The following is a 22489-nucleotide window of genomic DNA, read 5'->3' as shown; positions in this document are numbered from 1 at the left end:
ATCCGGCCGGGCCGCCGCCACCGCCGCCGATGGCGGCCCGGCCACCCGCCGTGAACCCGTGGGCACCGGTTTCGTACGGTCCGCCGCGCCGCCGCAACGGCGGGGTCGTCGGCGGAGTCATCGCGCTCGTCATCCTGGTCGCCACGGCCGGGGTCATGGCCGTGGTCCCGAATGAGCTGTCCGGCCACGCGATCGCCGTGCCGAACTCCGTGCACCGCTCCGACGCGTCGCCGGGCGACGGAGCCCGCGCCGACCCTCGTGCGGTGCCCGAGCTGGAGACCAACCCCATCCTGGCGAACGGCGTGAAGCTCGGCGCGGTGTCGTGCGAGCTGCCGCAGCTGGGGGACACCGGGCCCCAGCTGTCGGCGTTCTACGAAGCGCTCACCGGCTGCCTGGAGCAGGCGTGGCGCCCGGCGCTCGACCGCGCGGACGAGCCGAGCGTGAAGGTCGCCGTCTCCGTGACGCTGCCGAAGGTGAGCGCGTGCGGGGCGGCGCCGTCGAAGGACCAGGCCGTGGCCTACTACTGCGGCGGCGACACCACGATCTACGCCCCCACCGACTGGATGCTTTCGGATGCCGGGCTGAACCGCTCGCGCCACCTCGCGACCATCGCGCACGAGTACGGCCACCACGTGCAGAGCGAGAGCGGCATTCTGACCGCGGCGGCCGACCGCATGAGCTCACCGGACCAGGACAGCCCCGCGGACCTGGCGCTGGTGCGGCGCATCGAGCTGCAGGCCAACTGCTTCGGTGCGCTGTTCATCGCCGCCGCGGAGGGGCGCGGCTCGATCAGCCGCGCCACGGCCAACGCGGCCGTCGCCGACTACGGCCGCGCCGACGACAGCGACGACCACGGCAGCCGCGCCCACCAGCTGTCGTGGGCGAAGGCCGGCTTCACGGCCCAGAACACAGCCGCGTGCAACACGTGGTCGGCGCCGGCCGACAAGGTCAGCTGAGCTTCCAGCCCGGGTCGCGTCCCAGCAGTCCGATCAGCCGGTCGAGCTCGTCGGCGCCCTCGGGCACTTCGACCAGCGCGCCGAACGTGCCGCTCACCGCGCGTTCGGCCGGGTCGGCGGGCACCATGGCGGCGAAGCCGAGCGCGGCCGTCACCGCTTCCGGCACGGGCTCGTACGCCACGCCGAAGGTCTTCGCGAGGTCCCAGCCGTGCACGACCGTGTCGACGAGGTGCATGGCCGCGGCGATCTCGGCGGCGAACGGGCCGAACTCGTGGATCTTCACCTGGCGGCGCAGGGCGCCTTCTTCGCCGTACGCGGCGAGGAAGTCGTCGACCGAAGCGGCGTAGGCGGCGTACGCGTCTTCGCCGAGGCGCCCGGCGTCCCAGTCGGCGGCTTCGCCGCGGCACAGGGCTTCGGCGAAGGCGTGGTTTTCACTGACCTGGTGGCGCAGCAGGTCGGCCAGCGTCCAGCCTTCGCAGGGGGTGGGGCGGGAAAGGTCCTTCTCAGTGGCTCCGGCCACGATTTTGTCGAGGACGAGCAGAGATTGGCGGTCGAGTTCGAACGTGGTCATACCCGGACGCTAACCGCCTCAGCGGACCAGCTGAAGGTCCAAAACCAGCCGAACTCCGGTGGACCAATCTAGGCTGGCGAGGTGGACCTGCACATCGACCTGACCGGCCGCCGAGGCCACCGCGACGAGATCTACCGTCAGATCCGGGAGGCCGTGCTCGACGGCCGGATCCGCGACGGTGACGCGCTGCCGCCCACGCGCGAGCTGGCCCAGCGGCTCACCGCGCACCACCGTCAGCGCAGCCTACGAACGCCTCGCCGCCGAGGGGTTCCTCAACGCCCGCCCCGGCGCGGGCACGTTCGTCCGGTCGGGTGCGGCGCCGTGGCCCGCCGAGCCGGCGGCCGATCAGCCCGAGGAGGCCGTGCGTCCGCGTCCGGAGTGGGCGGCGGTGCCGTCCCCACCGCGCTCGTTCGGGCCCGTGGCGGAGTACGACTTCCGTTCCGGCGTGCCCGACGTGCGGCTGTTCCCGTTCGACACCTGGCGCCGCCTGATGACGCAGCGGCTGCGCGCGTCGCAGGCCGATCTGCTCATGTACGGCGCGCCGCAGGGTGATCCGCGGCTGCGCGAGGGGCTCGCGCGCCACCTCGGGGTGTCGCGCAACGTCCGCGTGCGCCCGGAGGACATCGTTGTCACGACGGGAGTCCAGCAGACCGTGGACCTCGTCGCGCGGGTCCTGCTGCAAGCGGGTGACCTCGTGGCCGTGGAGGATCCCGGGTACCCGCCGCCGCGGTTGCTGCTCGGCACCCTGGGCATGCGCGTCGCGGGCGTGCCGGTGGACGACGAGGGAATCGTCGTCGAGGAGATCCCGGCGGGCACGCGGGTTGTGTACGTGACGCCTTCGCACCAATGCCCGCTCGGCGTCGCAATGTCGCTGTCGCGGCGGCAGGAACTGCTCGACTGGGCCGAGCGCACGGGCGCGGTGATCATCGAGGACGATTACGACAGCGAGTTTCGCTACACCGGACGGCCGCTGGAACCGTTGCACAGCCTGGATTCCCGCGGCCGCGTGGTGTACGTGGGGTCGATGTCGAAGGTGCTCTCTCCGGCGTTGCGAGTGGGGTTCCTGGCCGCGCCGCCGTCACTCGCGGGCGCGCTCGCCAAGGCGAAGTACCTCGCCGACTGGCACACGCCCGCGCTCGAACAGGCCGTGCTGGCCGACTTCATCGACGAAGGCGGCTTCGCGCGCCACATCCGGCGGATGCGCAAGATCTACCGCGAACGCCACGACATCCTCGTCGACGGTCTGCGCAGCGAATTCGGCGATGTGCTCGCCCCCGTACCCGCGGCGGCCGGACTGCACCTGGGCGCTTCGGCCGACCGAGATCTGCGCTTGGTGGCCCGCAACGCGCGCGACGCCGGGTTACGCCTGTTGTCCCTCGGCGACTTCTCGATGACCCGGACCTGCCACGGATTGCTGTTCGGCTACGGTGCGATCGCGGCCGAGGCCATCGAACCGGGACTGGCCCGGCTGCGCCGGGTGTTCGACGAGGGAGTGCGATGACCGACGACGTGATGGTGGCGATCGACGCGGGCCTGCGCAAGCACATCGCGGGCGACCGCGCGGGCGCACGCGAGACCTTCCTCGCGCTGTGGCAGGAGATCGGCGAGGACGGCGACCCGCTGCACCGCTGCGCGCTGGCCCACCACCTCGCCGACGTCTGCGACGAGCCCGCCGAAGAGCTCGAGTGGGATCTTCGTGCCCTCGCCGCCGCGGATTCCCTCACCGACGAACGCGCGCAGCAGTACCACTCGACGCTCGCTGTTCGCGGCTTCTACCCGTCGCTGCACCTCAACCTCGGCGAGGACTACCGCAAACTCGGTGACCTCGACGCCGCGCGCCGGCATCTCGCGTCGGCCCGGGAAAGGCTCGACGCGCTGGCCGAGGACGACTACGCCGCCGGCATTCGCGCCGCGCTGGAAGGCCTGGCAGAGCGGCTGGTGTGAGCACTCCATACCACGGGTGAACGCGGCTCGCCGGACTTTCGCACTCGGCACCCGGGCCCTAACCTGATGTGACCCAACTCGACGAGGAGAGGGGAACACCATGCGGATCGCGGATCTGCTCCGGACCAAAGGCGCTGCTGTCGCCACGGTGGCTCCGGGGACCACGGTGACCGAACTGCTCGCCGGGCTCGCCCGTCACAACGTCGGTGCCATGGTGGTGGTGACACCCGAAGGCGCCATCGCGGGGATCGTGTCCGAACGCGATGTGGTGCGCCGGCTCAACGAGCACGGCCCCCTGGTCCTCGACGGTCCCGTCGCGGACATCATGACGAAGATGGTGGCCAGCGCCGGGCCGGACGACTCGGTCGACGAGCTGAGCGTGCTGATGACCGAACGCCGCATCCGGCACGTGCCCGTGCTCGAAGACGGTCGCCTGGCGGGCATCATCAGCATCGGCGACGTGGTGAAGTCCCGGATCGAGCAGCTCGAGAAGAGCCAGGAGCAGCTCGAGGCCTACATCGCGCAGGGGTGAGGGTCATTCCCGCCAGCCGCTGAGCTCCACCCCCTTGGCGACGTCCACGCGGTAGGCGAGCGTGACCGTCCCGGTCGCACCGGGCGCGAGCGTGAGCCGCCACGTGAACTCGCCGAGGTCGGTGGTCTCCACCGGGTCCGGTGTCGCGCGCACGTCCCGCACCGTGATGGCTTCGTCGCGGGAGACGGGTGCCTGGTCGAGCACGGTGATCACGGCTTCGCGCGGGCTGTGGTTGGAAACCGTGGTGCGGTACTCCGCTTCCCGGCGGCGCTGACCCGACAGCGTGGCCTTGCTCGCCGTGCGCCGCACGAGGTCGCGTTCCACGCGGATGCGGTCGTCCACGCCGAGGGCGAGCTCGAGTTCTTCGCCCGGAGCCCACAGGTCGAGCCGGGTGGTGCCGACGAACTCGGTGTCGTGGAAGACGGCCGCGCGCCCGGCGCGCAGCGTGTGCTCGCCGGTGTTCACCACGGTCGCGCGCAGGTACGCCTCCGTCGCCTGGACGGGCGCGGTGACGTAGCCGAGCTTCGCCGTCAGATCGAGCTGCGCCAGCGTGGTCCGGTGGCCCTGCGAGCCCGACGGGATCGCGACCGGGCGCGACGGCCGGTAAGTGACCGCGGTGGTGCCCTGCTCGGCCTCGGCGAACACCGGGGCCATGCGGCGCAACGAAACGGCCTTGTCCCGCACGGCCGCGCTGCCGGGCTCGGGCATGGCCGCGCCGAACGCGGCCAGGGGCCGGGCCGGCGGCGCCGGCTGCACGCGGTCGAGGAACCACGGGTCGAGCTCCGGCACCACGACGGTGCTCGCGGGGCGAGCGGTCGACAGGGCGAGCTCGCACTCCGGCCAGTCCTCACCGGTGTGCTGGCTGACCAGGCCGAAAGAGGTCACGGTGACGTCCGTGTCGCGCACGCGCACGTCGTAACCCGGCTCCCAGCTGGCACCGGGGACCACATAGGACAGTTCGACTTCGATCTCTCCGGTGTCTTCCTGCGGCACGAGTTCGACGGTGACGGTGGCACTGTCCTGTTCGGACTGTGCGCTGTGGTTCGCGATCCGGCGTTCCACTGCGGCGAGGTCTTCCCGCATCCGCTCGAGCCGTTCGGTGAGCGCCCGGCGCGTGCGCAGCGCGGCCGCGAGCTGCCCGCCGAGCGCTTCGGTGACCTCTTCGACGCGCGTGGGGCCCGCGACGCCCGATGCCAGCGCCTTCGCGAAGCTCGCCCCGCTGCGCTTCGCCACGCCCGTGAGCAACTCGACCTTCGCGGCTTCGGCCGCTTCGTCGTCGGCGACGGCGTCGATCGTGGCCTGGTCCGTGCGGCGTTGCTCGACGAGCGCGTTGAGCGCGGGGTCGGCGGGGCCCGCGTGCTGCTCGTAACCGACGTCGACGCCGGTGATCAGCGCGGCGCCGGTTCCCGTGACGCGCACCGATTCCGCGTCGAGCGCCAGCGGCAGGCCGCTGATCCGCACGCGGGCGCCCTCGGCCAGGTTCGCCCGGCCGCGGCGGGTGATCCGCGCGTGCTGCGGGTAGACGGTGACGGCGACGATCGGAGCATCCATGGCCCCGACGTTAGTCGGTTGACGGCGGGCGCGGTTGCCGGAAGTGTCGGGGGTGCTCGCCCGCTTCGTCCGGCTTGGGGGTTCTGGTGGGAGCTGCTCGGATCGCGTCCGTGCTCGCTGCTGTGCTCGTGCTTCCGCTCGGAACGGGGGTGGCGCAGGCGGATCCGCCACCCGCGCCGGTGTTCTCCGACGGGCAGGCGCAGCCGGTGTTCGACCCGGCCGACGTGGTGCGCGAGGACGTCTGGGTCACCGCACCGGTGGACAGCGACCACGACGGGCAGGACGACCTCGTCCACGCGCAGGTGGTGCGACCACGCGCGACGGACGCCGGGATGAAGGTGCCGGCGGTCTACGAAGCGAGCCCGTATTTCGCGGGGGGCAACGACGTTGCGAACCACAACGTGGACGTGGAGCTGTCGGTGCCGGATTCCTCGCGGGTTGCGGCTACCGGCGTCGGCCCGCACGCCGCGCCGCCGATCCGCTGGAGCTACCAGGACTACTTCACCGCGCGCGGCTTCGCCGTGGTGTACGGGGAATCCCTGGGCACGGGGCTGTCCACGGGCTGCCCGACGACGGGCGATGTGAACGAGACCGTCGGCGCGCGGTCGGTGGTCGACTGGCTCAACGGCCGCGCCCTGGCCCGCGACGAGGCCGGCGCTCCCGTGACGGCGGGCTGGAGCACCGGGCGCACGGGCATGATGGGCGTGTCCTACAACGGAACCCTGCCCAACGCCGTCGCGAGCACCGGCGTGGACGGCCTCGAGACGATCGTGCCGATCGCCGCGATCTCCAACTGGTACGAGTACTACCGCAACGACGGCGCGGTCGTCGCCGCCGGCGGCTTCCAGGGCGAGGACACCGACGTGCTGGCCGAGTACGTCTACACGCGCGCCGACCGGCAGATCTGCCGTCCGGTGATCGACGGGCTCACCGCCGACCAGGACCGGGTGACCGGCGACTACGGCCCGTTCTGGGACGTGCGCAACTACCGCAACGACGTCGGCAAGGTCCACGCGTCCGTGCTCGCCGTGCACGGGCTGAACGACTGGAACGTGAAGACCGACCAGGTCGCTTCGTGGTACGAAGCCCTGAAGGCGCACGGGGTGGAGCACAAGATCTGGCTGCACCAGTCGGGCCACGCGGACCCGATCTCACTGCGCCGCGACGTGTGGCTGACGACCTTGAACAAGTGGCTGTCGCACTACCTCTACGGCATCGACAACGGCATCGAGCGCGAACCGAAGGCGACGATCCAGCGCGAGGACAAGTCGTGGGCCGACGAAGCCGACTGGCCCGCGCCCGGAACTCGTGACGTGCAGGTTCACCCGTGGCCGGGCGGCCGCGCGAAGGGCACGCTTTCCGCCGTCGCCGTACCTGGCCGTCCCACGGTGGAGGTCCTGGCCGACGACGCCTCGAAAACCGTGCAGCAACTCGCCGACGCCGCTTCATCGGGCAACCGCCTGCTGTACGGGACCCCCGCGGTGAAGTCGCCGCTGCGCCTCTCGGGCACCGCGCGAGCCGACCTGCAGCTGTCGTTCGACCGGCCCGCCGCCAACGTCACGGTGGCACTGCTGGACCGCGCCCCGGACGGCAAGTCCTTCGTGATCACGCGTGGCTGGACCGACCCGCAGAACCGCGTTTCGCCTGCGGTGACTTCGCCGATCGTGCCCGGGACTTCGTACCGCATCGGGGTTTCCCTGATGCCGAAGGACTACGTGCTGGCGGCCGGGCACCGCCTGGAGCTCCTCGTGGCCTCCAGCGACCACGACTACACCCTTCGGCCGCGCCCGGGAGCCGGGCTGTCGCTGGACCTCACGCGCACGTCGCTGACCCTGCCGGTCACCGGTGGGAAGCCGGCGCTGGGCTTCTGAGTGACCTTCGTGGAGACGTGGTGGTCCCGGCTGACTTGTGCACACCCCGACCCCGCCTTGCCGGAGTTGTCCACAGTTTCTCCGCGCGGGCGATTTTGGCCCCTCACCTCGGTAAACTGGGACTGGGGACGCCCCCCGAGGAGGGCGGGGGTGTGCTGGTGGACGGTCTTGGAGTCCGTCAGCGCTTCGTCTTCGAGGAGGGCGGCGTCGTCGGCTACACCGTCGTCCCCGACTCCGTCCCGGACACGGCTTTCGCCGCCGCGCTGCGGCCGTACGTCGAGGCTGTACGGCGTTAGTCCGCGATCCCCGCCCGGTACGCGAACGCGACCGCCTGCGCACGGTCCCGCAGGCCGGCCTTGGAGAACAGGTGGTTCACGTGCGTCTTGACCGTGGCCTCGCTGACCACCAGTTGCCGCGCGATCTCCGTGTTCGACAGGCCCGCCGCGATGAGGCGCAGCACCTCGATCTCGCGCGCCGTCAGGCCCTCGACCTCGGCTGCGCGTACGGGGGCCCGGCGCGTGGCGGCGTCGACGAGGCGGCGTTGCAGCTCGCCGTCTACTGTGGACTGACCGGCCGCGGCGGAACGCAGCGCTCGCGCGATGGTCTCGGCGTCGGCGTCCTTCGTGAGGAAGCCGCGGGCGCCGGCGCGCAGGGCGCCGAGGAGGGACTCGTCGTCGGTGTAGGTGGTGAGGACGACGACCTCCGTGGCGGGGTAGCGCTCGCGGACGGCCTCCGTGGTGGAGACGCCGTCGCGGCGGGGCATGCGCAGGTCGACCAGCAGGACGTCCGGGTGGTGCTCGGCGACGAGCTCCAGCGCGGCGTCGCCGTCGGCGGCCGCGCCGACCACCTCGACGCCGGGCAGTAACCCCAGCAACGTCACGAGACCTTCGCGCACCACGGCCTGGTCGTCGGCCAGTACCACGCGCAGGTTCACGCCGGCACCGTCAGGTGAATCCGCCATCCGTCCTCTCCCGGCCCGCTGTCCAGCTTTCCTTCGAGCAGCGCGACCCGCTCGGCCATGCCGCGCAAACCGTATCCCGCCGCGGGCGCGTCCGGCGGACGGCGGCCCTGGCGATCGAGCACCGTCAGCTCGACGTGTGACTCCACGAAGGCGAGCTCTACGTCCACGTCGGCTCCCGGCGCGTGCTTGCGCGTGTTGGACAGCGCCTCCTGCACGGCGCGGACGAGCGCGGTGGTCACGCCGGCGTCGAGGTCCCGCGGTTCGCCCTGCACGACCAGGTCGGCGCGCGCCCCTGTGTCCAGGCGGTAGCCCGCGAGCAGGTCGGCCACGGCTCGCTGCGCGGGCACCGCGTCCTCCCGCAGCGCGGCGACGGCCTTGCGCGCCTCGGACAGCCCGTCCGAGGCCAGCTTCTGGGCGCGTTCGATCTGGGCGACGGCTTCGGGGCTGGCGCCGTCGCGCACGAGCATCAGCCGGGCGCCCTGCAGGTTGAGCGCGAGACCGGCCAGGGAGTGGGCGAGGACGTCGTGGACCTCGCGGGCGATGCGCGCACGTTCGGCCAGCGCCGCGGCGCGCGCGTGCTCCTCGGTGGCGGTCTGCGCGCGGGCCAGCGCGAGCTCCGTCTGCTCCAGCCGCGCCGCACGGTCGCGCCGGCTCGCGGCGAGCAGCACCATCACGATCAGGATGGCGAACAGCGCGAGCCAGTTCAGCCAGTCGAGCCGGTGCACCACGGCCCACGAGACGATCGCGCCGGCGCTCGACACCAGCACCACCGCGGTCAGGGCCCGGCCGAACGTCCGCAGCGTGTAGAACGTCGTGCTGAACATCGCCACCGACATCCAGCTGTTCGGCTCGAGTACCCACAGCGCGCCCGCCGCCGCGACCACCACCGGCATCGCAGTCGGCAGCACCCACGCCGGCTTCGACGCCGGCGCCGCGGGCAGCAACGGCGCCGACGCCACCAGCGTCACGCCGAACAGAACCCACGACCACCACGCCGTGAGGTACGGGATCGAGATGATCAACGGGAACACCACGAACCCCCACCGCACCCAGTCGGGAGCGCCGAGCGGCCGGCGTTTCCCGGTGGTCGTGGTGGTCATGTCCCTCCCCGGTGCTTGTAGGGAGAATGTACGGGAGGACCACCAGGGTCGGCGGGTAGGCGCGAATGCGTTCCCCGGCGAAGAATCAGCTGCCGAGGCTGAGGTGGAAACCGTTGTTCTGCGCGTCGTCGATCGAGGGCGCGGCACTCGGGGGCACCGTGAGCGCCGACTCCGACCACGTCACGATCTCCGGCACCATGGACGTGACATGCACCAGCGGGTTCGGCATGGCCGACGGCCAAGGACTCGGAGACCTGGCCGTCTGGTTCAGTCTTGCCATGCGCAGCCTGCGGCGCGGCTGGAGCCTGTTCGACCGCCGCTGCGAGGGACGCTGAGGACGGCCCGAGCTGCCCTGTCTTCATCAACATGACCCGGGTCGAGACCTAAACAACAGCGATAATGAAACACCCTTAACATCCGTCACACGCGGGACGTTCGCGCAGGTCACCGGCCGCGGTGTGGTTGGAACACGTGGCCCGCGCCCGGCGTCGACGCATGCGAGCACTCGCCCTCCCCGATCCCCGATTCAGGCTGGTCTCCCGGACGCCGCGCCGGCTGCCCCGATGACAGCGCGGCGGCCGGGTTCAACCGAAACGCTCGCCGCGAGGCAGCTCTTGATGAGCAGGGATCGGCTACGGCACTGGGGATGCTTAGTCGGTTGGCGCTGGCGCAGGGGTTCCGCGTTTCTTGGCCACAGCGGTGAGGTGGCAACCGAGGTTGATGCGGAGGCTGGTGTTCTGTGCGGTGCCGAAGGAGATCTCGCCGTCGTCGTGTGCGTTGTGGAAGACAGCGTCGTGAGATCCGGGACTGTCGTGCAAGCGCTGAGGTTGCGGTGTGAACCCGTACTTCTGCGCCACGGTTCCAATCACGGTCAAAGCCTTCTCATAGTCGCTGTCGGGCAGGTTTCCTGCGACGATGTGACTTGCCAGACTGCTGGTGACGCCGTCGGCGTCGATTCCGGGGTAGTCACCGGCGCAGGAGGCCCGTGAACCTTCGCTGCCGTTGGCCCAGGTTTTCAGGGATGTGATCTCGCGCGACAGCGATTGGCGAAGCTCGGTATCGATGGCGAGGTATTGCTGCGTCGCATCTTCGATGTTCGGTCGTTGCATCAGAGCCGCGAACGTCTTCGCGGTATCCGCGTTCACGTTTCCTCCTGAAGAGTCGTCGGTCGCGCCGCATGCGGCAGTGCTGCCTACGGCAAGGACGATCAGCAGGTTCATCGTCCACCGCGCGCCGCGGTGACGCCTCATCGGGGAGCTCCAGCGATGACAGTGCCCTTGTATTGCGCAAGGTCGGGGTGTCCGGTGGTGATAGCAGCCATGTTGTAGAGACTGGTGGATTTGCCGTCGAGGTATCCACTGTGGCCGCTGGTGGCGTTGAGCTGGCCGAGCTCTGTAGCGCTGGCGTCGGTGGACATCTGGTGGTACTGCGACATCGCGTCCGGGCTGTAATAGGGGCTCGGTCCAAGTGTCCCGTGGATGTTCGGCACCAGGTCGTCACCTGTGTCGTGTTCGTTGAACAAGTGGCCCTGCGGAACGTTGAGATGGTCGGAACCCTGCCCAGGGGAGCCGAACAGCATGGCGTCGTCGACAGGGGTGTCGTGTCCGAGAGCGAACCCGGTGGTGGTCGAGCCGTAACTGTGTGTCCGAGAGCGGTGAGGTGCAGTGGCGTATTCGATGCGTCGTGACCGGCGCCGATTCCGTTGTAGAACTTTGCGAGGCTGTCTCCCCCGGCCTTGGCGAGTTCGGGGCTGGCCACCGACTGGCCGGGATCCGCGACACCGTCCCACTGCGGAGCTTGATATCCGATCCAGGTGACTGTCGCGGTGGGGCCGCCTCCGTGGCGGTCGGTGATGTCGTTGGCCATTCCCTTGAGGTCGTTCATGTTCTGGTCGTACTTGCCCAGGGAGCCGTCGACTGTCGTGGTGAAGCCCGGAGTGAAGACCGCGACGTTGTTGGCCTTATCTACGTCGCCGACCGCGATCGCGGCTTAGACACGTGGATGGCTGGTGTCCAGCAGAAGAAGTTGGCGGCCTCCCTGTCCCATTGTCGTCGCGATCGTATCCAGTGACGCGATTTTGTCGTTGGCTTCCTGCAGTTGGCCAAGGGCTGCCTTCATGATTCCACCCGACGGGTCATAGACCGCTTTCGCTTGTTCGATCATGGCCTGCGCGGCGGTGCGTTGTTGCTCCAGGGCAGCTCGTTCCGCTGGCAATCGGGCCATGTTGGCCTGGGAGCGTACGGCGGCGGGCAACCCGTCGCGGTTGCCGAGCCAGTCAGGGTGATCACGAAGCAGGATCGCCCGCCCCGCGGTCGAGAGGGTGGACCACCAGGCCGCGTTCTCAGCTGGGGTCGCATTGGGTGGGGGTTCGGGCAGGGTGAGCCCGGGATCTTTGACTCCGTCCGCGGCAGCGGCTGCGACGGTGGATTCGTCGCCGGTACCGAACTGGCCTGCCGCTGCCCGGTCCAGCACCGAGGCCAGGTCTGTGTCGATGTCATCGGCGGTGCGCAGGATCTGCGCGACGTCGTCCACCAGCTGGGTGTGGGTGCGTGCCCGGTCCTCGAGGTTCAGGTCCGGGGGCACTTGCTGTCCGGCGAAGGTGTCGGCGACAGCACCAGCGTCGGTGATTTGGTAGCCGTACTTGTGCGCCAACTCCTCCGCATTGGTGAGGGCACTCTGGACACCAGTGATGGCATCGGCGGCTTGCGCGATCGTTTTGCCGAGGGCGGCGGCTCCGGCGGCGATGGTGTCCAGCCCGCGTGTCAAGGCGCGGTGCTGGGCGGCGGCGTTGTCAGCGGCATCGCCGCTCCATCCCTCGACGGGGAGGGTCTTGGCGAAGTCGTCCCCGTCATTGATCAGGATCTGGGTACGAGCCTGCAGCAGCGAGAAAATGTCCTCCAAGGCGGCGGGGCTCCAGGCCCGAACATCGGCAAGCGACACCATCAGCGCGGCCCTCTCATCCCCGGCGCGGCCTGCGGGAACACTCCAGCCAGTGCATGATCGCCCTGATGGTAGCGGTCAGCCGCGGTGCCCAGGTGTTCGGCCAGCCGCCTTGCTTCGTCGCACCACTCGGTGAATGTGGCCGCCAACGCCTCCCGGCACCGCCCTGCCGCGGCCGCAGCCTTGCCCCCAGGCACCGCCGCAGCCACTCGTCCGGCCGGCTCAGCGCAGTAAGCATTACGTAGGCCATCCACCTTCTCCCCGGCCGACTGGCCCGCCGCCCTGAGCGCGTCCGGCACCGCCGTGAAGCCTCCCGACCCCATCGCCCCGCCTCCCTTGCCACCAAGCCCAGTCGCCGGTGGCGTCGTGTTACCGCATGGTCACCGTACGGCAGTGATCACGCCGGGTTCAACGCCACAGGTCACGGACGCGTAGATCTACTCAAGCCTGCCGGGGCCGATCTTGGGTCCCGTTCCGCCACGGCCCGGCGTAGGGCAGCTACCGGATGCCCTCCTGGTTCGGTGATGCTGGCGAGCCCGACACCTCCACCTCTAGTGAGATACCTCAACCGAACGGCTTGGTGGGCGACATTCGGCACGACCAGGCGTCGGCGTCGGGCGTGATAGATAAGGCGAATGTCGTTACCGCTCGGGCTTCAGGCAGCTCTGATCAGCGCAGGCACTGCCGCCGTCGTCACGCTGCTCGTCGAGTACGCGGCGAAGCCGCGGCTGGAGGCACGGAAGGATCGGATCGTCAGCATCGCCAAGATGAGGCGAGCCCTCGAAGTCCAGTTGTTCTTGATCCTCAACAACCCGAGCTTTCGGCTCCTCGAATCGACAGACGATCCCGTCGGCTCAGAGGCTGACCGGTTTCAGGAGCGACTACGCGGTCTGGGCGAACAACTCGCGGCAGCCGAACGCAGCGCCGAGGAGCTGTACGCACTCGGGTTCAGACAGTCGGTCGGCGGTGTTTTGAACAACTCCGTTGCCGGAGCGCACTACGCCATCAAACGGCCAGTGGAGGACCTCGGAGACGAGCCACAGTGGTCAACCATCCGCAAGGGCCTGTATGAGGCAGACATCCATCTGGACATCAGCCTGGAGCTATGCCGACCCAGGTGGCGGTTGAAGTACTGGCGCGGACGTAGCGGGGAGGACGCCTTCCGTCTTGCTCGGATCAACGAAGTGACTGAGAAGCGTCGCAAATTCCTGGATAAGAAGTTCAGAGAGCACTACAGGCGCCTCGATGACGGTGGCGCTGATGACGAGCTACGCAACTTCCTGGGCACCGATTAGCGGACCGCTATCCGGCCGGACCGTGCGTGCTTCTGGGCCAGCTCGCACCAGCGGGTAAGTCATCGCAGCCGTCGGCACGGCGTCGATGCGCGTGCGGACAGCGTTGCGATCCGATTGTCTGAGCGGAAGGCGGTCCGCGTTGCCTGCTGGAGGCGGACCCGCATCGAAGCAACGAAAAAAGGCCCCGCCACCTGCTCAAACGCAGGAGGCGGGGCCGTTGGCGTGACGGATGTGACGGGGTGCTTCGTTGAGCGCATAGGACCGATTTTGTCGGGATTGGATCCTTCAGAGCGATAATGAAGCACCCCGTCACATCCGTCACGTGCTGGCCGTTCGCGCAGGTCAGGCGTCGAGCCAGCTCGAGAGCAGCTCCCTCGGGGCTTCGGTGAGTTCCTTCGGTGCCGGAGGCTTGTTGGCCGGGCCGGCAGCGATACCGATGGCGGCGAGGATCGGGGAAGCCACGGCGACGACGGTGGCCGCGGTGGTGGCGTCGATGTCGACGTGGAAGAGGGCGAGGACGCCGACGACCAGTCCGGGCGTGAGGCCACCGACCTCGGCGAGGACGGCCTTGGCGTACTTGCGGAGCTTGTTCACCATGCTCAGACCGCTTTGATCCACGCGTAGTGCTGCGACGCGCAGGAGTAGGAGCAGAAGACGCGCGTGGTGCCCGCGGGGATGGAGTACTGACCCGGCTGGTTAACCTCGACGCGGGAGGGGTTGACGCCCGAGACGGTCGAGTCGCCCCCGCCAGTGCCACCCTTCGGGCCCCAGTTCATCGGCTTACCCATGAACACGATGTCACCGGTCGGGATGATGTTCAGCACGGCGGCCCGGCCGTCCCAGGGGAGCGTGTCGATCCGGGAAGTCATGCTGACGGGCTGAAGCTTGGGCTACATGGATTCCTCTTCGTCTTCGTCGTCGGGAGCGCCGATCAAGGCACCGCCACCCCCGCCGGAGATGTTGTAGTCCGAAATGACCAGGTTGCGGTCACACGTGATGCCGCCCACCGTCACCTGAACGTTGTTGTCCTGCCAGAAGTTGGCGTGCGGGACGAGGTCGGAGTGACGGCCGGCCTGCCAGAAGGCGGAGGCGTGGCCGATCGCGGCGTTGAGAGCGTTGTTGAAGCCGTAGGCGCCCGCGCGTTCCTTGCCGAGGACGGACCCGTCGAGGTAGGCCTGCCAAGCGGCCACGTTGGGGACCGTGGTGCGGTCGTTGGTGAAGAAGATGACGCCGGTGTAGCCGAGGTAGTCGGCGCCGGCCTTCGCGCGAGTCGCACGGTTGACGCCACCCTGGAAGCCGGAATCGGCGTCCTTCGTGGTGCCCTGGTGGACCAGGCGAACCGTGAGGCCGGCGGCTAGGTGAGAGCGGTACTCGTTGAGGTTGGTGTGCTTCGTGCTGAGCAGGTTCGGGGCGTCGATGTAGCGGATGACGCCGGTGTATCCGGCGGCCTTGACCATGGCGCCTGTGAGCTTGGCCGCGGAGTAGTCGAGCCAGTAGGTCATTTCGCCACCAACTCGAGCACGCTCGGTACCCACGCGAGCAAGCCAACGCCGACTGCGAGCCACACGGTGCCGAGGGAAGCCTGCGCCTTCTCGAGGGTGTTGATGCGCTCTTCGTGCCTGCCGAGGGTGTTCACGGCGGTGTCGAGCTTTTCGTCGATCTTGGCCTCCAGTCGCGAGAACCAGTATTCGAAGTTGGGGTTTCTTCAGGCATTTACGTCATCAACCCTCGATGGTTTCGGTGGAGTGGTTAAGCGCCCAGGTAGACGAATCGGATATTGGGCGCGCCGCCCGCGGTGATGTCCAACGTGTTCGTGTAGGCGTAGACGTTGCACGCGACGGTTGCGGCTCCGCTGATGACGTTCACGTAGGCTTGCACCTGGATGTACGCACCTTGAAGGTTAACTACGCGGTTCCCACAGTTGACGGCATATATGGCGCCGAAGGATGGCTCCTCCGCGCTGGACAACATGACGTTGACCTGACCGACGTTGGCATTGCCGGTGCCAGCAGTGGCGATCGTCGCTAAAATCGCCCACCTGCCGTTCTTCGCCAGTGTGTAAGTGTTCGATTCCTGTGCCTTGATGGTCGAGTGGTGAGCGTTCGCCGCGGCATCGAGGTCGAACGGACGGCCGAGGCGACGGGCGTGGTGTCCGTTGGCTCTGGCACGGTGGCAGGCGAGGCAGCTGCGGCGGCCCCGCTTCAGGTCGGCCGGGTTCAGGTTCGCGCCGGACAGTTCGTGGTAACGCGGGAACTTGGTCTTCTGGGCGTTGACGGCGCTCAAGGACTCCGAGTCCTGGGCGAGCGTGTTTTCCTTCTGCGTCATCGGCTTCAAGTGGGCCAGATTCACACAACCGCGGTTGCGGAACACGTGGTCTAGGACGAGCTCGCCGGGGATCGCGCCAACGAAGATCTCGTAGGAGGCACGGTGTGCGTAGTACACCATGTCCGAGAATGAGAAGCGCCCATATCCGCGCTCGTTCTTAGCGGCCTGCCGTTCCCAGCAACCCGTCTTGGGGTTGGGGTTGATCTTGTTCAGCAGTCGTTCGACGTCGGGAATGTTCATGTGGAATTGCCTTTCGTGCGCGCCTGTCAGCGCGTGGGTGAACCCGAGCTCGCCGGTCAGCGACCGGGTGGCTTGGGGCTGGCCGCGGCGTGACAGCGCCCGCCAGCTCTCCTTGTGCACACAGAGCACTCGACTCGCTAAGGGATGTCTCGTAACCCGGTGTGGGTCTGGTTGCCTAGATAGTTGATCATGTTGTGGTGTAGGTGATCTCGGCGTCGCGGTCGGAGTGGATTGCCCCGTTCACGGGGTTGGAACCGGGTCAGTTCCGCAGGTTGGTACGGATCGTGGCGAAACGTGGCGGTGACGAGATCGCCGATGGCCGACCTGGTCGTCAGTGGCGCCTTGACCTGGCCGATCGTGTGCTGCTGGTCGCGACGTACTGGCGGACGAACCTGACGATGCGCCAGATCGGGCCGCTGTTCGGAGTGTCGCATTCCGCGGCGCATCGAGTGATCGACACGATCGGGCCGCTGCTGGCGCTGGCCCCGGTCCGCACACGGCGGGTCGACGCGATCGCGATCGTGGACGGCACCCTGGTGCCGACGCGGGATCACCGGCTGGCAGCACCGTCGAAGAACTACCGGTACTCGGGCGAACGTGCAGGTCGCGATCGATGCCGACACCCGGTTGGTGATCGCCACCGGCGACGCGCATCCGGGCAACGCAGGCGACTGCACCGTCTAGGGCGCCTGCGGCATCGAGCAGAAGTTGGCGGGGCGTTCGGTGATGGCCGACGGTGGCTACCAAGGCAACCCGGCCGTGATCATGCCCTATCGCAAACCTCGTGACCGCAGCGATCTGGCGGACTGGCAGGAAGACCTCAATGCCGACCATCGCAAGATCCGGGCCCGTGTCGAGCACGCGCTGGCGCGGATGAAGTGCTGGAAGATCCTGCGCGACTATCGCCGCGCCGCCAGCACGCTGAACGACACGGTCTCCGGCATCGCGCATCTGCACAACATCCTCCTCGCAGACTGATCCGCAACACCAGTCCCACCAACCACAAGAGCAGTTACGAGACACCCCTTAGGTGAGGAGGTCGAATGTGGTTCCCGGGCGACTGGTGCCGGCTTCCGGGCATGAAGAAGCCCCGTCGACGCGTGATGGTTGACGGGGCTCCGGGATCACTGGTGTCGGGTCATCGAGCGCTCTGCGCGACACAGCGAGCCGAGATTTTTGCTCTCTACATTGATAAGGGCCGATAAAAACTGATTTGTAACCCTAAAGGGCTTATACGGCTTCGTTGTTATTGAAAAGTTACGTTAACGTCTGCTGGTGTCGACTCGACGAGAAAGACGTGTTTCAGGAAGGGTTTCAACTCGGGTTCTTCCTGCTGGTGATCTTGTCGACGAGCTTGCCCGCGAGGGTGTCGCCGACGTCGACGCCGTTCTTGCCGACGCGACGGGAGGCCTTGGAGATCTCCTCGCCGACGTGGTGCGGCTTGCCATCGGCGACCTTTGCCGCGTTGACGAAGAAGACGGCGGTCTCGCCGACCTTGGGCGGGTTGTAGGCCTCGATGTCGTGGGCCGGCTGCGCCGTGATCGGGGTGATTGCGACGTAGGTCAGCCCGAGTTCGATGGCGTACTTCTCGTAGCGCTCGGTCTCGAAGGTGTGGCCGACGTTGAGGACCTTGCCTTTGAAAGTGTCGCCCGGAGTTTTGAGCTTGATCGTTTTCACGTCTGGAACGCTAGGTCGCGGGGACGCTGGCCGCTCCGTATGTCATGCGTTCGTGTTCAGGTGGCGTGGCGGTGGTAGCCACGGCATCTAAGGAAATCATCGGGGGTAGCTCACGGAGTGTCGCGTTCCAACTGAATCAGTTCGTGCCTCTTCTGACACATGCCGCCGCACGCGCCGTCGTTGATGATGGCGAGGGCTTCCTCGGCCTTGGTCAAGGTCGGGTGCAGCTCGACTGTGGTTGCCCGGGGGCTACCAGAGTGGGGGCACTTGGACACCGTTGCGAACTGGCCATCGCCCTCCACCCAACTCGCCTTCGGCCACATGCACTTCGCGAGGGCGGTCCAGGTGCGGTGCTTGCGGCTGCAGTTGTGACTCCTGTAGATCTTCGGCATCAACGTCCCTGCTTCCTCGGTTCGTGCAGGTACGGCACGATCTGCGCGTACAGCGCCATCTGCGCGTGCAGCGCCATCTCGTCGGCAGTGTCGTGCTGCTTCCACAAAGGACAGTGGTCAGCCAAGTCTTCCTCGTCGACGACGCCCTTCGCGAGGCGGTCCAGCTTTACGAGGTACCCGTCGACGTCCGGCAGGTACCGGAGCTCGAGGCGGGTGGCCGGCAACCAGGGCTCGAGGCCACGCTCGATCCGGTCCGCCCGCGCTCGAAGCGCTGCCACCATGTCTGCTCCGTCCCACCCGCCGCCGACCCGGTTGGCCATCTCGCGGAGGTGTGCGACGAATTGGGCCTTGGTCTGTCCGGGAGACGGTCGGTGCTGATGTGCGTCCACCTCAGTCGCCCTTGGCCGACCACTTCGGGTTGATGCCCTGGTCCTGGATCCTCGACAGCTCCTGAGCGATCGACAGCAGTGCCATCACCTCGACGTGCTTGTGCTTCTGGTCGATGGTGAAGGACTCGCCGTGCTCGGCGTCGATCGCGTTCAGTTCGTCGACCGCTTCGTGCCACATGTCCACGGGTCGCGTGATCCCTTCTCGCGTGCTGATGTCGATCTGTCGCTGGGTGGCCCGTGGCCGTTACACCGACCGATCAGCTGCCGCCCGCCTCCTCGGCATGCTCGGACTGCGCCGTCGTCGGTGTAGGCGAGGTCTCACAGGTCGACACCTCCCGGGTCGCACTGGCGATTGCCCATCCGCGTGCAGCCCCAGCACGGCTGGTCTTCTTCGCAGTGGGCAGGCGGTGAGGATGGCGCCAGATGCTGGGGGGCGCTGCACTGGGCGGCGAGTGTACTGGGCAGGAGCAGTGCCAGGGCAGCCGCAGCGACGAGACGACGCATCACGCGGCCTCGACGGACTTAGCGGCGACGAAGGCGTCGACCCGGGCAACGATGCGTTCGATGGACGCGGTGTACATCGAGAATTCGGTACCGACGGCCGCGGGCGGCAGCTGATCGACGCGGACGCGGGAGTGGATAGCGCGGTAGGTCGACGAGACGGTGGCGATGTTCATGGGGAGTTCCTCTCCGTTACCCCCTGTTTCAAAAAACTGCGAGGAGAACCTCAACGGCGTGACGCAGAAGGCCGTGCTGAACGGCGTCGCGGCCGTCTACTACGGCAAGAAGGACTTCACGAGCAAGAACAACTGCGGCGGCAACCCCTATTCGGCCACGGAGGTGTGCGGCTCCGGGTTCTCGGTGATCGACCAGCAGGGGCTGGGCTCGTCCGGCACCGCGTACCTGCTGTACAACGCTTCGACGAAGGCCAACTGCGTGACGACGCTGAAGTCCGTTTCGCTGGGTACCGCGAGCCCGACGTCGGCGTTCCTGGAAGTGCAAGGCCAGGCGCGCACGACCGACTCCGGCAACTTCACCTACTACGCGGGGCCGGTGAAGAAGACTGCGGGCGCCACCTGCGTGAAGTGGGGCGGTTCGGTGGGTGCGGACACCTACACGAGCCCGTTCGAGCACTGCGGCTGAGCGCCTAGCACACGGCACCGACACGAACCCGGTCCAGCCCGCGCGGCTGGGCCGGTTTTCCACAACTGCCGCAGCTGTCCACAGATTTCCCCTGACGTCTTCCCCCGCCCGTTTTCCGCCGCACAGTGGAGTGCGTGACCACCTCGACCCCGCCCGGCACGGCCCGGGCCCTGCTCACCGACCCGGCGCAGCTGATCGCGGCGCTCCCGTACCTGCTCGGCTTCAAGCCCGCCGACTCCGTGGTGCTGCTCGGGCACCGCCCGCCCGGCACGCGAATCGGCCTGATCCTGCGCGCGGACCTGCCACCCGGCGATCTCCTTGCGGAGCAAGCGGATGCGCTCGCGCCGCGCTTCCGCGTGGACGACCACACGGGCGTCACCGTGGTGATCGTCGGCGGCCGGGCCGGCCCCGACGGCGAGCTACCCCACGCCGAGTTCGCCGGGGAACTTAGTCGCGCGCTCAAGGAGTACGAGCTGCCCGTGATGCATCCACTGTGGACACCGGAGATCGCGGCCGGGGCACCGTGGGCGTGCTACCGCGAACCCACCTGTAGCGGGCTGCTGCCGGATCCGCGCGACACGGTGGTGGCCGCGACGATCACCAACGCCGGCTTCGTCTCCTTCCCCAGCCGCGACGACGTTTTGGCCCTGCTGGAGCCACGTTCTCCTTCGGCTCTGGTGCGGCGCCGCGCCCTGCTCTCCCGCGCGGCACCACCGTGGGATCCCGACGACCTGCGCGCGGCGGCCGCCGAGGTACGCGCGGCGTTCTTCCGCCACCGCCGAGCTGAAGGTCCGCCGTCCGACGACCAAGCGGTGCGCCTCGCCCACGCCCTGCGCGTCCCGAAGGTTCGCGACGCCTGCCTCGCCACGGCGGTGCCGCCGGAGTCGCCCGTCGCCGTGGCCGCGATGAGCCTGTGGCTGGAGCTCGTGCGCGAACTGCCCGCGCCCCACCGCGCGGACGCCGCCGCCCTCGTCGCGTACGCCGCCCTCATGCGCAGCGAAGGCGCCCTCGCGGGCATGGCCCTGACCAACGCCCGGGACGCCTGCCCCGACCACGTCCTCGCGCAGCTCCTCCACGCGGCCTGGAACCTGGGCACGGACCCGTCGAGACTCGCCGGGCTGGCTTCGCTGCCGGACGCCGTGGACCTGGGCTTGTCGCTCCCGGAGCTCGGCTTGGACCCGGATGCCCGACCTCGGCCCCGCGACGGGCTCCGCCTCCGTCCTGACAGATTCGGCGCCGTGTGATGGCCGACCGATGTCGGCGCGCCGCGCGGGCGGTGCCACGGCCGGGAGCCGGCCAGGGCGTCGGCAGGTCGATGGGCGTCGCTCGCGTCCGCGGAGCCGCCGGCAGCGGTTGTTGCGACCAGCGGGCGAAGCTCGTGGACCTGGGCTTGTCGCTCCCGGTGCTCGGCTTGGACCAGGACGCCGGAAAGTGGTGACGCAGCACGGAAAACGCGTCTGGCGGGCCCAGGCTCACTCGGAGTCCGGACCCGCCGGAAGGGAGATCGGTCAGGAGCGGCGCGACTGCGTGAACGCCCAGGCATCGGAGACGATGCCGTCGAGGTCGGTGCGCTCGGGTTTCCAGCCGAGTTCGCGGCCGGCCTTTTCGCTGGAGGCCACGAGGACCGAGGGGTCGCCCGCGCGGCGCGGGGCGACCTCGGCGGGGATCGGATGGCCGGTCACGCGGCGGCAGGACTCGACGACCTCCAGCACGGAGAAGCCGGTGCCGCTGCCGAGGTTGTAGATGCGGTGCTCGCCGGGCGTCGCGTGGCGGAGGGCGAGCTGGTGGGCGACGGCGAGGTCGACGACGTGGATGTAGTCGCGGACGGCCGTGTGGTCGGGCGTCGGGTAGTCGTCGCCGTAGATGGAGATGTGGGCGCGGTCGCCGGTGGCAACCTGGAGCACGAGGGGGATGAGGTGGGTTTCGGTGGTGTGGCGCTCGCCGAAAGCGTGGTAGGCGCCGGCGACGTTGAAGTAGCGCAGGCTCACCGCGGCGATCCCGTGGGCGCGGGCGAAGCTCGTGATGGCGTGGTCGATCGCGAGCTTGGACGCGCCGTAGGTGTTGGTGGGCTGCGTGGGCGCGGTCTCCGGGATCGGCGACGACTCGGGCTCGCCGTAGGTGGCCGCGGTGGAGGAGAACACCAGGCGCGGAGTGCCGTGGGCCTTCATGGCCTCCAGCAGGCGCAGCGAGGTGACGACGTTGCCTTCCCAGTACTTCGCCGGGTCCGTCATCGACTCGCCGACGAGCGACTTCGCGGCGAAGTGCAGCACGCCGTCGAAGCCCTCGGCCAGGACGTCGGCGGCGACGGCGGCGGCGTCACCCTCGATGAAGCGCGCGTCGGGGTGTACAGCGTCGGCGTGTCCGGTGGACAGGTCGTCCACGACCGTGACCTGGTGACCGGCTTCGATGAGCCGCGCGGCACACACGCTGCCCACGTAGCCGGCGCCACCCGTGACGATCAGTTTCAGGGGGCTCTGCGGGTCCGTCACGGTGTGGCCTTTCCGGTGTGGGCGGTGACTGTGCGCCACAGTCTCCCCTCATGGCGCCGCGCCCGGCCGTCCGGGGGTTGCCGCGGCCGATCCGGCCCGCTGGCGAACGCGCG

The 22489-nt window shown here is 68.7% G+C and carries 27 protein-coding genes and 4 pseudogenes; 11 read left to right on the top strand and 20 right to left on the bottom strand.

All coding sequences use genetic code 11. The features are described 5' to 3' along the window. Positions 1-29: 29 nt before the first annotated feature. On the top strand, positions 30-956 hold the full coding sequence (locus tag AB0M56_RS13885) for a neutral zinc metallopeptidase (RefSeq protein WP_364174960.1): 927 nt from the start codon (positions 30-32) through the stop codon (positions 954-956). Here AB0M56_RS13885 and AB0M56_RS13880 read toward each other — a convergent pair. Next, a complete protein-coding gene (locus tag AB0M56_RS13880) occupies positions 949-1527 on the bottom strand; it encodes a TIGR03086 family metal-binding protein (RefSeq protein WP_364174898.1) in 579 nt (192 codons plus the stop codon). The two genes, AB0M56_RS13885 and AB0M56_RS13880, sit on opposite strands and share 8 nt — an antisense overlap. 81 nt (positions 1528-1608) lie before the next feature. Between AB0M56_RS13880 and AB0M56_RS13875 the strand changes: the two are divergent. The 3 genes and pseudogenes from AB0M56_RS13875 (at position 1609) to AB0M56_RS13865 (ending at position 4003) form a co-directional block, all read left to right on the top strand. Next, a pseudogene (locus tag AB0M56_RS13875) lies at positions 1609-3028 on the top strand (PLP-dependent aminotransferase family protein). After that, on the top strand, positions 3025-3471 hold the full coding sequence (locus tag AB0M56_RS13870; RefSeq protein WP_364174895.1) for a hypothetical protein: 447 nt from the start codon (positions 3025-3027) through the stop codon (positions 3469-3471). The pseudogene AB0M56_RS13875 and the gene AB0M56_RS13870 overlap by 4 nt, the downstream one beginning before the upstream one ends. A gap of 100 nt (positions 3472-3571) precedes the next feature. Next, positions 3572-4003, top strand: coding sequence for a CBS domain-containing protein (locus tag AB0M56_RS13865; RefSeq protein ID WP_364174892.1), 432 nt, complete (start codon positions 3572-3574; stop codon positions 4001-4003). A 3-nt stretch (positions 4004-4006) separates the two neighbouring features. On the opposite strand, the gene AB0M56_RS13860 is transcribed toward AB0M56_RS13865, so the two are convergent. Then, positions 4007-5554, bottom strand: coding sequence for a DUF4139 domain-containing protein (locus tag AB0M56_RS13860; protein ID WP_364174890.1), 1548 nt, complete (start codon positions 5552-5554; stop codon positions 4007-4009). 86 nt (positions 5555-5640) lie between these two features. On the opposite strand from AB0M56_RS13860, the gene AB0M56_RS13855 reads away from it, so the two are divergent. Further along, positions 5641-7425 (top strand): Xaa-Pro dipeptidyl-peptidase, encoded by a 1785-nt coding sequence (locus AB0M56_RS13855; protein WP_364174888.1) that lies wholly within the window; start codon positions 5641-5643, stop codon positions 7423-7425. Positions 7426-7583: 158 nt separating this feature from the next. Then, positions 7584-7721 carry a hypothetical protein gene (locus AB0M56_RS13850; protein ID WP_364174885.1) on the top strand — a complete coding sequence of 46 codons (138 nt, stop codon included), beginning with the start codon at positions 7584-7586 and terminating at the stop codon, positions 7719-7721. Here AB0M56_RS13850 and AB0M56_RS13845 read toward each other — a convergent pair. After that, positions 7718-8359 (bottom strand): response regulator transcription factor, encoded by a 642-nt coding sequence (locus AB0M56_RS13845; protein WP_364174957.1) that lies wholly within the window; start codon positions 8357-8359, stop codon positions 7718-7720. The genes AB0M56_RS13850 and AB0M56_RS13845 overlap by 4 nt on opposite strands. Further along, on the bottom strand, positions 8356-9486 hold the full coding sequence (locus tag AB0M56_RS13840; protein WP_364174882.1) for a histidine kinase: 1131 nt from the start codon (positions 9484-9486) through the stop codon (positions 8356-8358). The genes AB0M56_RS13845 and AB0M56_RS13840 overlap by 4 nt, the downstream gene beginning before the upstream one ends. A 65-nt stretch (positions 9487-9551) precedes the next feature. On the opposite strand from AB0M56_RS13840, the gene AB0M56_RS13835 reads away from it, so the two are divergent. Then, the gene (locus AB0M56_RS13835) at positions 9552-9821 is read left to right on the top strand and encodes a hypothetical protein (RefSeq protein ID WP_364174879.1); all 270 of its coding nucleotides are present in this window, start codon (positions 9552-9554) and stop codon (positions 9819-9821) included. Positions 9822-10136: 315 nt separating this feature from the next. On the opposite strand, the gene AB0M56_RS13830 is transcribed toward AB0M56_RS13835, so the two are convergent. From AB0M56_RS13830 to AB0M56_RS13810, 5 genes and pseudogenes are all read right to left on the bottom strand, one after another. Continuing rightward, positions 10137-10706 (bottom strand): LppA family lipoprotein, encoded by a 570-nt coding sequence (locus AB0M56_RS13830; RefSeq protein WP_364174876.1) that lies wholly within the window; start codon positions 10704-10706, stop codon positions 10137-10139. Positions 10707-10732: 26 nt separating this feature from the next. Continuing rightward, positions 10733-11164, bottom strand: coding sequence for an alpha/beta hydrolase (locus AB0M56_RS13825; RefSeq protein ID WP_364174954.1), 432 nt, complete (start codon positions 11162-11164; stop codon positions 10733-10735). Beyond that, positions 11146-11469, bottom strand: a pseudogene (locus tag AB0M56_RS13820) (alpha/beta hydrolase); the annotation flags it as partial. The pseudogene AB0M56_RS13820 and the gene AB0M56_RS13825, both read right to left, overlap by 19 nt. Before the next feature lie 6 nt (positions 11470-11475). Then, on the bottom strand, positions 11476-12429 hold the full coding sequence (locus AB0M56_RS13815; RefSeq protein WP_364174873.1) for a hypothetical protein: 954 nt from the start codon (positions 12427-12429) through the stop codon (positions 11476-11478). Then, positions 12429-12749 (bottom strand): type VII secretion target, encoded by a 321-nt coding sequence (locus AB0M56_RS13810; protein ID WP_364174870.1) that lies wholly within the window; start codon positions 12747-12749, stop codon positions 12429-12431. Before AB0M56_RS13810 ends, AB0M56_RS13815 begins: the two co-directional genes overlap by 1 nt. A gap of 312 nt (positions 12750-13061) precedes the next feature. Between AB0M56_RS13810 and AB0M56_RS13805 the strand changes: the two genes are divergently transcribed. Further along, the gene (locus AB0M56_RS13805) at positions 13062-13721 is read left to right on the top strand and encodes a hypothetical protein (protein ID WP_364174867.1); all 660 of its coding nucleotides are present in this window, start codon (positions 13062-13064) and stop codon (positions 13719-13721) included. A 342-nt stretch (positions 13722-14063) separates the two neighbouring features. Here AB0M56_RS13805 and AB0M56_RS13800 read toward each other — a convergent pair whose 3' ends face one another. The 5 genes from AB0M56_RS13800 to AB0M56_RS13780 form a co-directional block, all read right to left on the bottom strand. Continuing rightward, the gene (locus tag AB0M56_RS13800; protein ID WP_364174864.1) at positions 14064-14318 is read right to left on the bottom strand and encodes a hypothetical protein; all 255 of its coding nucleotides are present in this window, start codon (positions 14316-14318) and stop codon (positions 14064-14066) included. A 2-nt stretch (positions 14319-14320) separates the two neighbouring features. Further along, positions 14321-14590 carry a hypothetical protein gene (locus AB0M56_RS13795; RefSeq protein WP_364174861.1) on the bottom strand — a complete coding sequence of 90 codons (270 nt, stop codon included), beginning with the start codon at positions 14588-14590 and terminating at the stop codon, positions 14321-14323. A 21-nt stretch (positions 14591-14611) separates the two neighbouring features. Further along, positions 14612-15223 carry a glycoside hydrolase domain-containing protein gene (locus tag AB0M56_RS13790; RefSeq protein WP_364174859.1) on the bottom strand — a complete coding sequence of 204 codons (612 nt, stop codon included), beginning with the start codon at positions 15221-15223 and terminating at the stop codon, positions 14612-14614. Then, complete coding sequence (locus tag AB0M56_RS13785) at positions 15220-15357, bottom strand: hypothetical protein (protein WP_364174856.1); 138 nt, start codon at positions 15355-15357, stop codon at positions 15220-15222. Before AB0M56_RS13785 ends, AB0M56_RS13790 begins: the two co-directional genes overlap by 4 nt. A 113-nt stretch (positions 15358-15470) precedes the next feature. After that, positions 15471-16406, bottom strand: coding sequence for an HNH endonuclease signature motif containing protein (locus tag AB0M56_RS13780; RefSeq protein WP_364174853.1), 936 nt, complete (start codon positions 16404-16406; stop codon positions 15471-15473). An 83-nt stretch (positions 16407-16489) separates the two neighbouring features. Here AB0M56_RS13780 and AB0M56_RS13775 point away from each other — a divergent pair. Continuing rightward, positions 16490-17264, top strand: a pseudogene (locus AB0M56_RS13775) (transposase family protein). Positions 17265-17600: 336 nt separating this feature from the next. Here the strand turns inward: AB0M56_RS13775 and AB0M56_RS13770 are convergent. The 5 genes from AB0M56_RS13770 to AB0M56_RS13750 all read right to left on the bottom strand — a co-directional run bounded on the left by AB0M56_RS13770 (position 17601) and on the right by AB0M56_RS13750 (position 19421). After that, entirely contained in the window at positions 17601-17963 is a 363-nt protein-coding gene (locus AB0M56_RS13770; RefSeq protein ID WP_364174850.1) for a hypothetical protein, read from the bottom strand. Positions 17964-18073: 110 nt separating this feature from the next. Continuing rightward, entirely contained in the window at positions 18074-18355 is a 282-nt protein-coding gene (locus AB0M56_RS13765; protein ID WP_364174847.1) for a hypothetical protein, read from the bottom strand. Continuing rightward, complete coding sequence (locus AB0M56_RS13760) at positions 18355-18636, bottom strand: hypothetical protein (protein WP_364174845.1); 282 nt, start codon at positions 18634-18636, stop codon at positions 18355-18357. The genes AB0M56_RS13765 and AB0M56_RS13760 overlap by 1 nt, the downstream gene beginning before the upstream one ends. A 109-nt stretch (positions 18637-18745) precedes the next feature. Then, on the bottom strand, positions 18746-18928 hold the full coding sequence (locus AB0M56_RS13755) for a hypothetical protein (protein WP_364174842.1): 183 nt from the start codon (positions 18926-18928) through the stop codon (positions 18746-18748). A gap of 319 nt (positions 18929-19247) precedes the next feature. After that, positions 19248-19421, bottom strand: a complete 174-nt coding sequence (locus tag AB0M56_RS13750) for a hypothetical protein (RefSeq protein ID WP_364174839.1) — start codon at positions 19419-19421, stop codon at positions 19248-19250. A 34-nt stretch (positions 19422-19455) separates the two neighbouring features. Here AB0M56_RS13750 and AB0M56_RS13745 point away from each other — a divergent pair. Next, positions 19456-19887: pseudogene (locus AB0M56_RS13745) on the top strand (M23 family peptidase); the annotation flags it as partial. Positions 19888-20021: 134 nt separating this feature from the next. Next, positions 20022-21131, top strand: a complete 1110-nt coding sequence (locus AB0M56_RS13740; protein ID WP_364174837.1) for a DUF4192 domain-containing protein — start codon at positions 20022-20024, stop codon at positions 21129-21131. Positions 21132-21395: 264 nt separating this feature from the next. Here the strand turns inward: AB0M56_RS13740 and galE are convergent, their stop codons facing one another. Next, positions 21396-22376, bottom strand: a complete 981-nt coding sequence (gene galE / locus AB0M56_RS13735; RefSeq protein ID WP_364174835.1) for a UDP-glucose 4-epimerase GalE — start codon at positions 22374-22376, stop codon at positions 21396-21398. Positions 22377-22489: the final 113 nt, after the last annotated feature.

The sequence above is a fragment of the Amycolatopsis sp. NPDC051372 genome (assembly GCF_040682095.1).
In the GTDB taxonomy this organism is placed as follows: domain Bacteria; phylum Actinomycetota; class Actinomycetes; order Mycobacteriales; family Pseudonocardiaceae; genus Amycolatopsis.
This window is presented reverse-complemented; position numbering and strand designations above follow the sequence as displayed.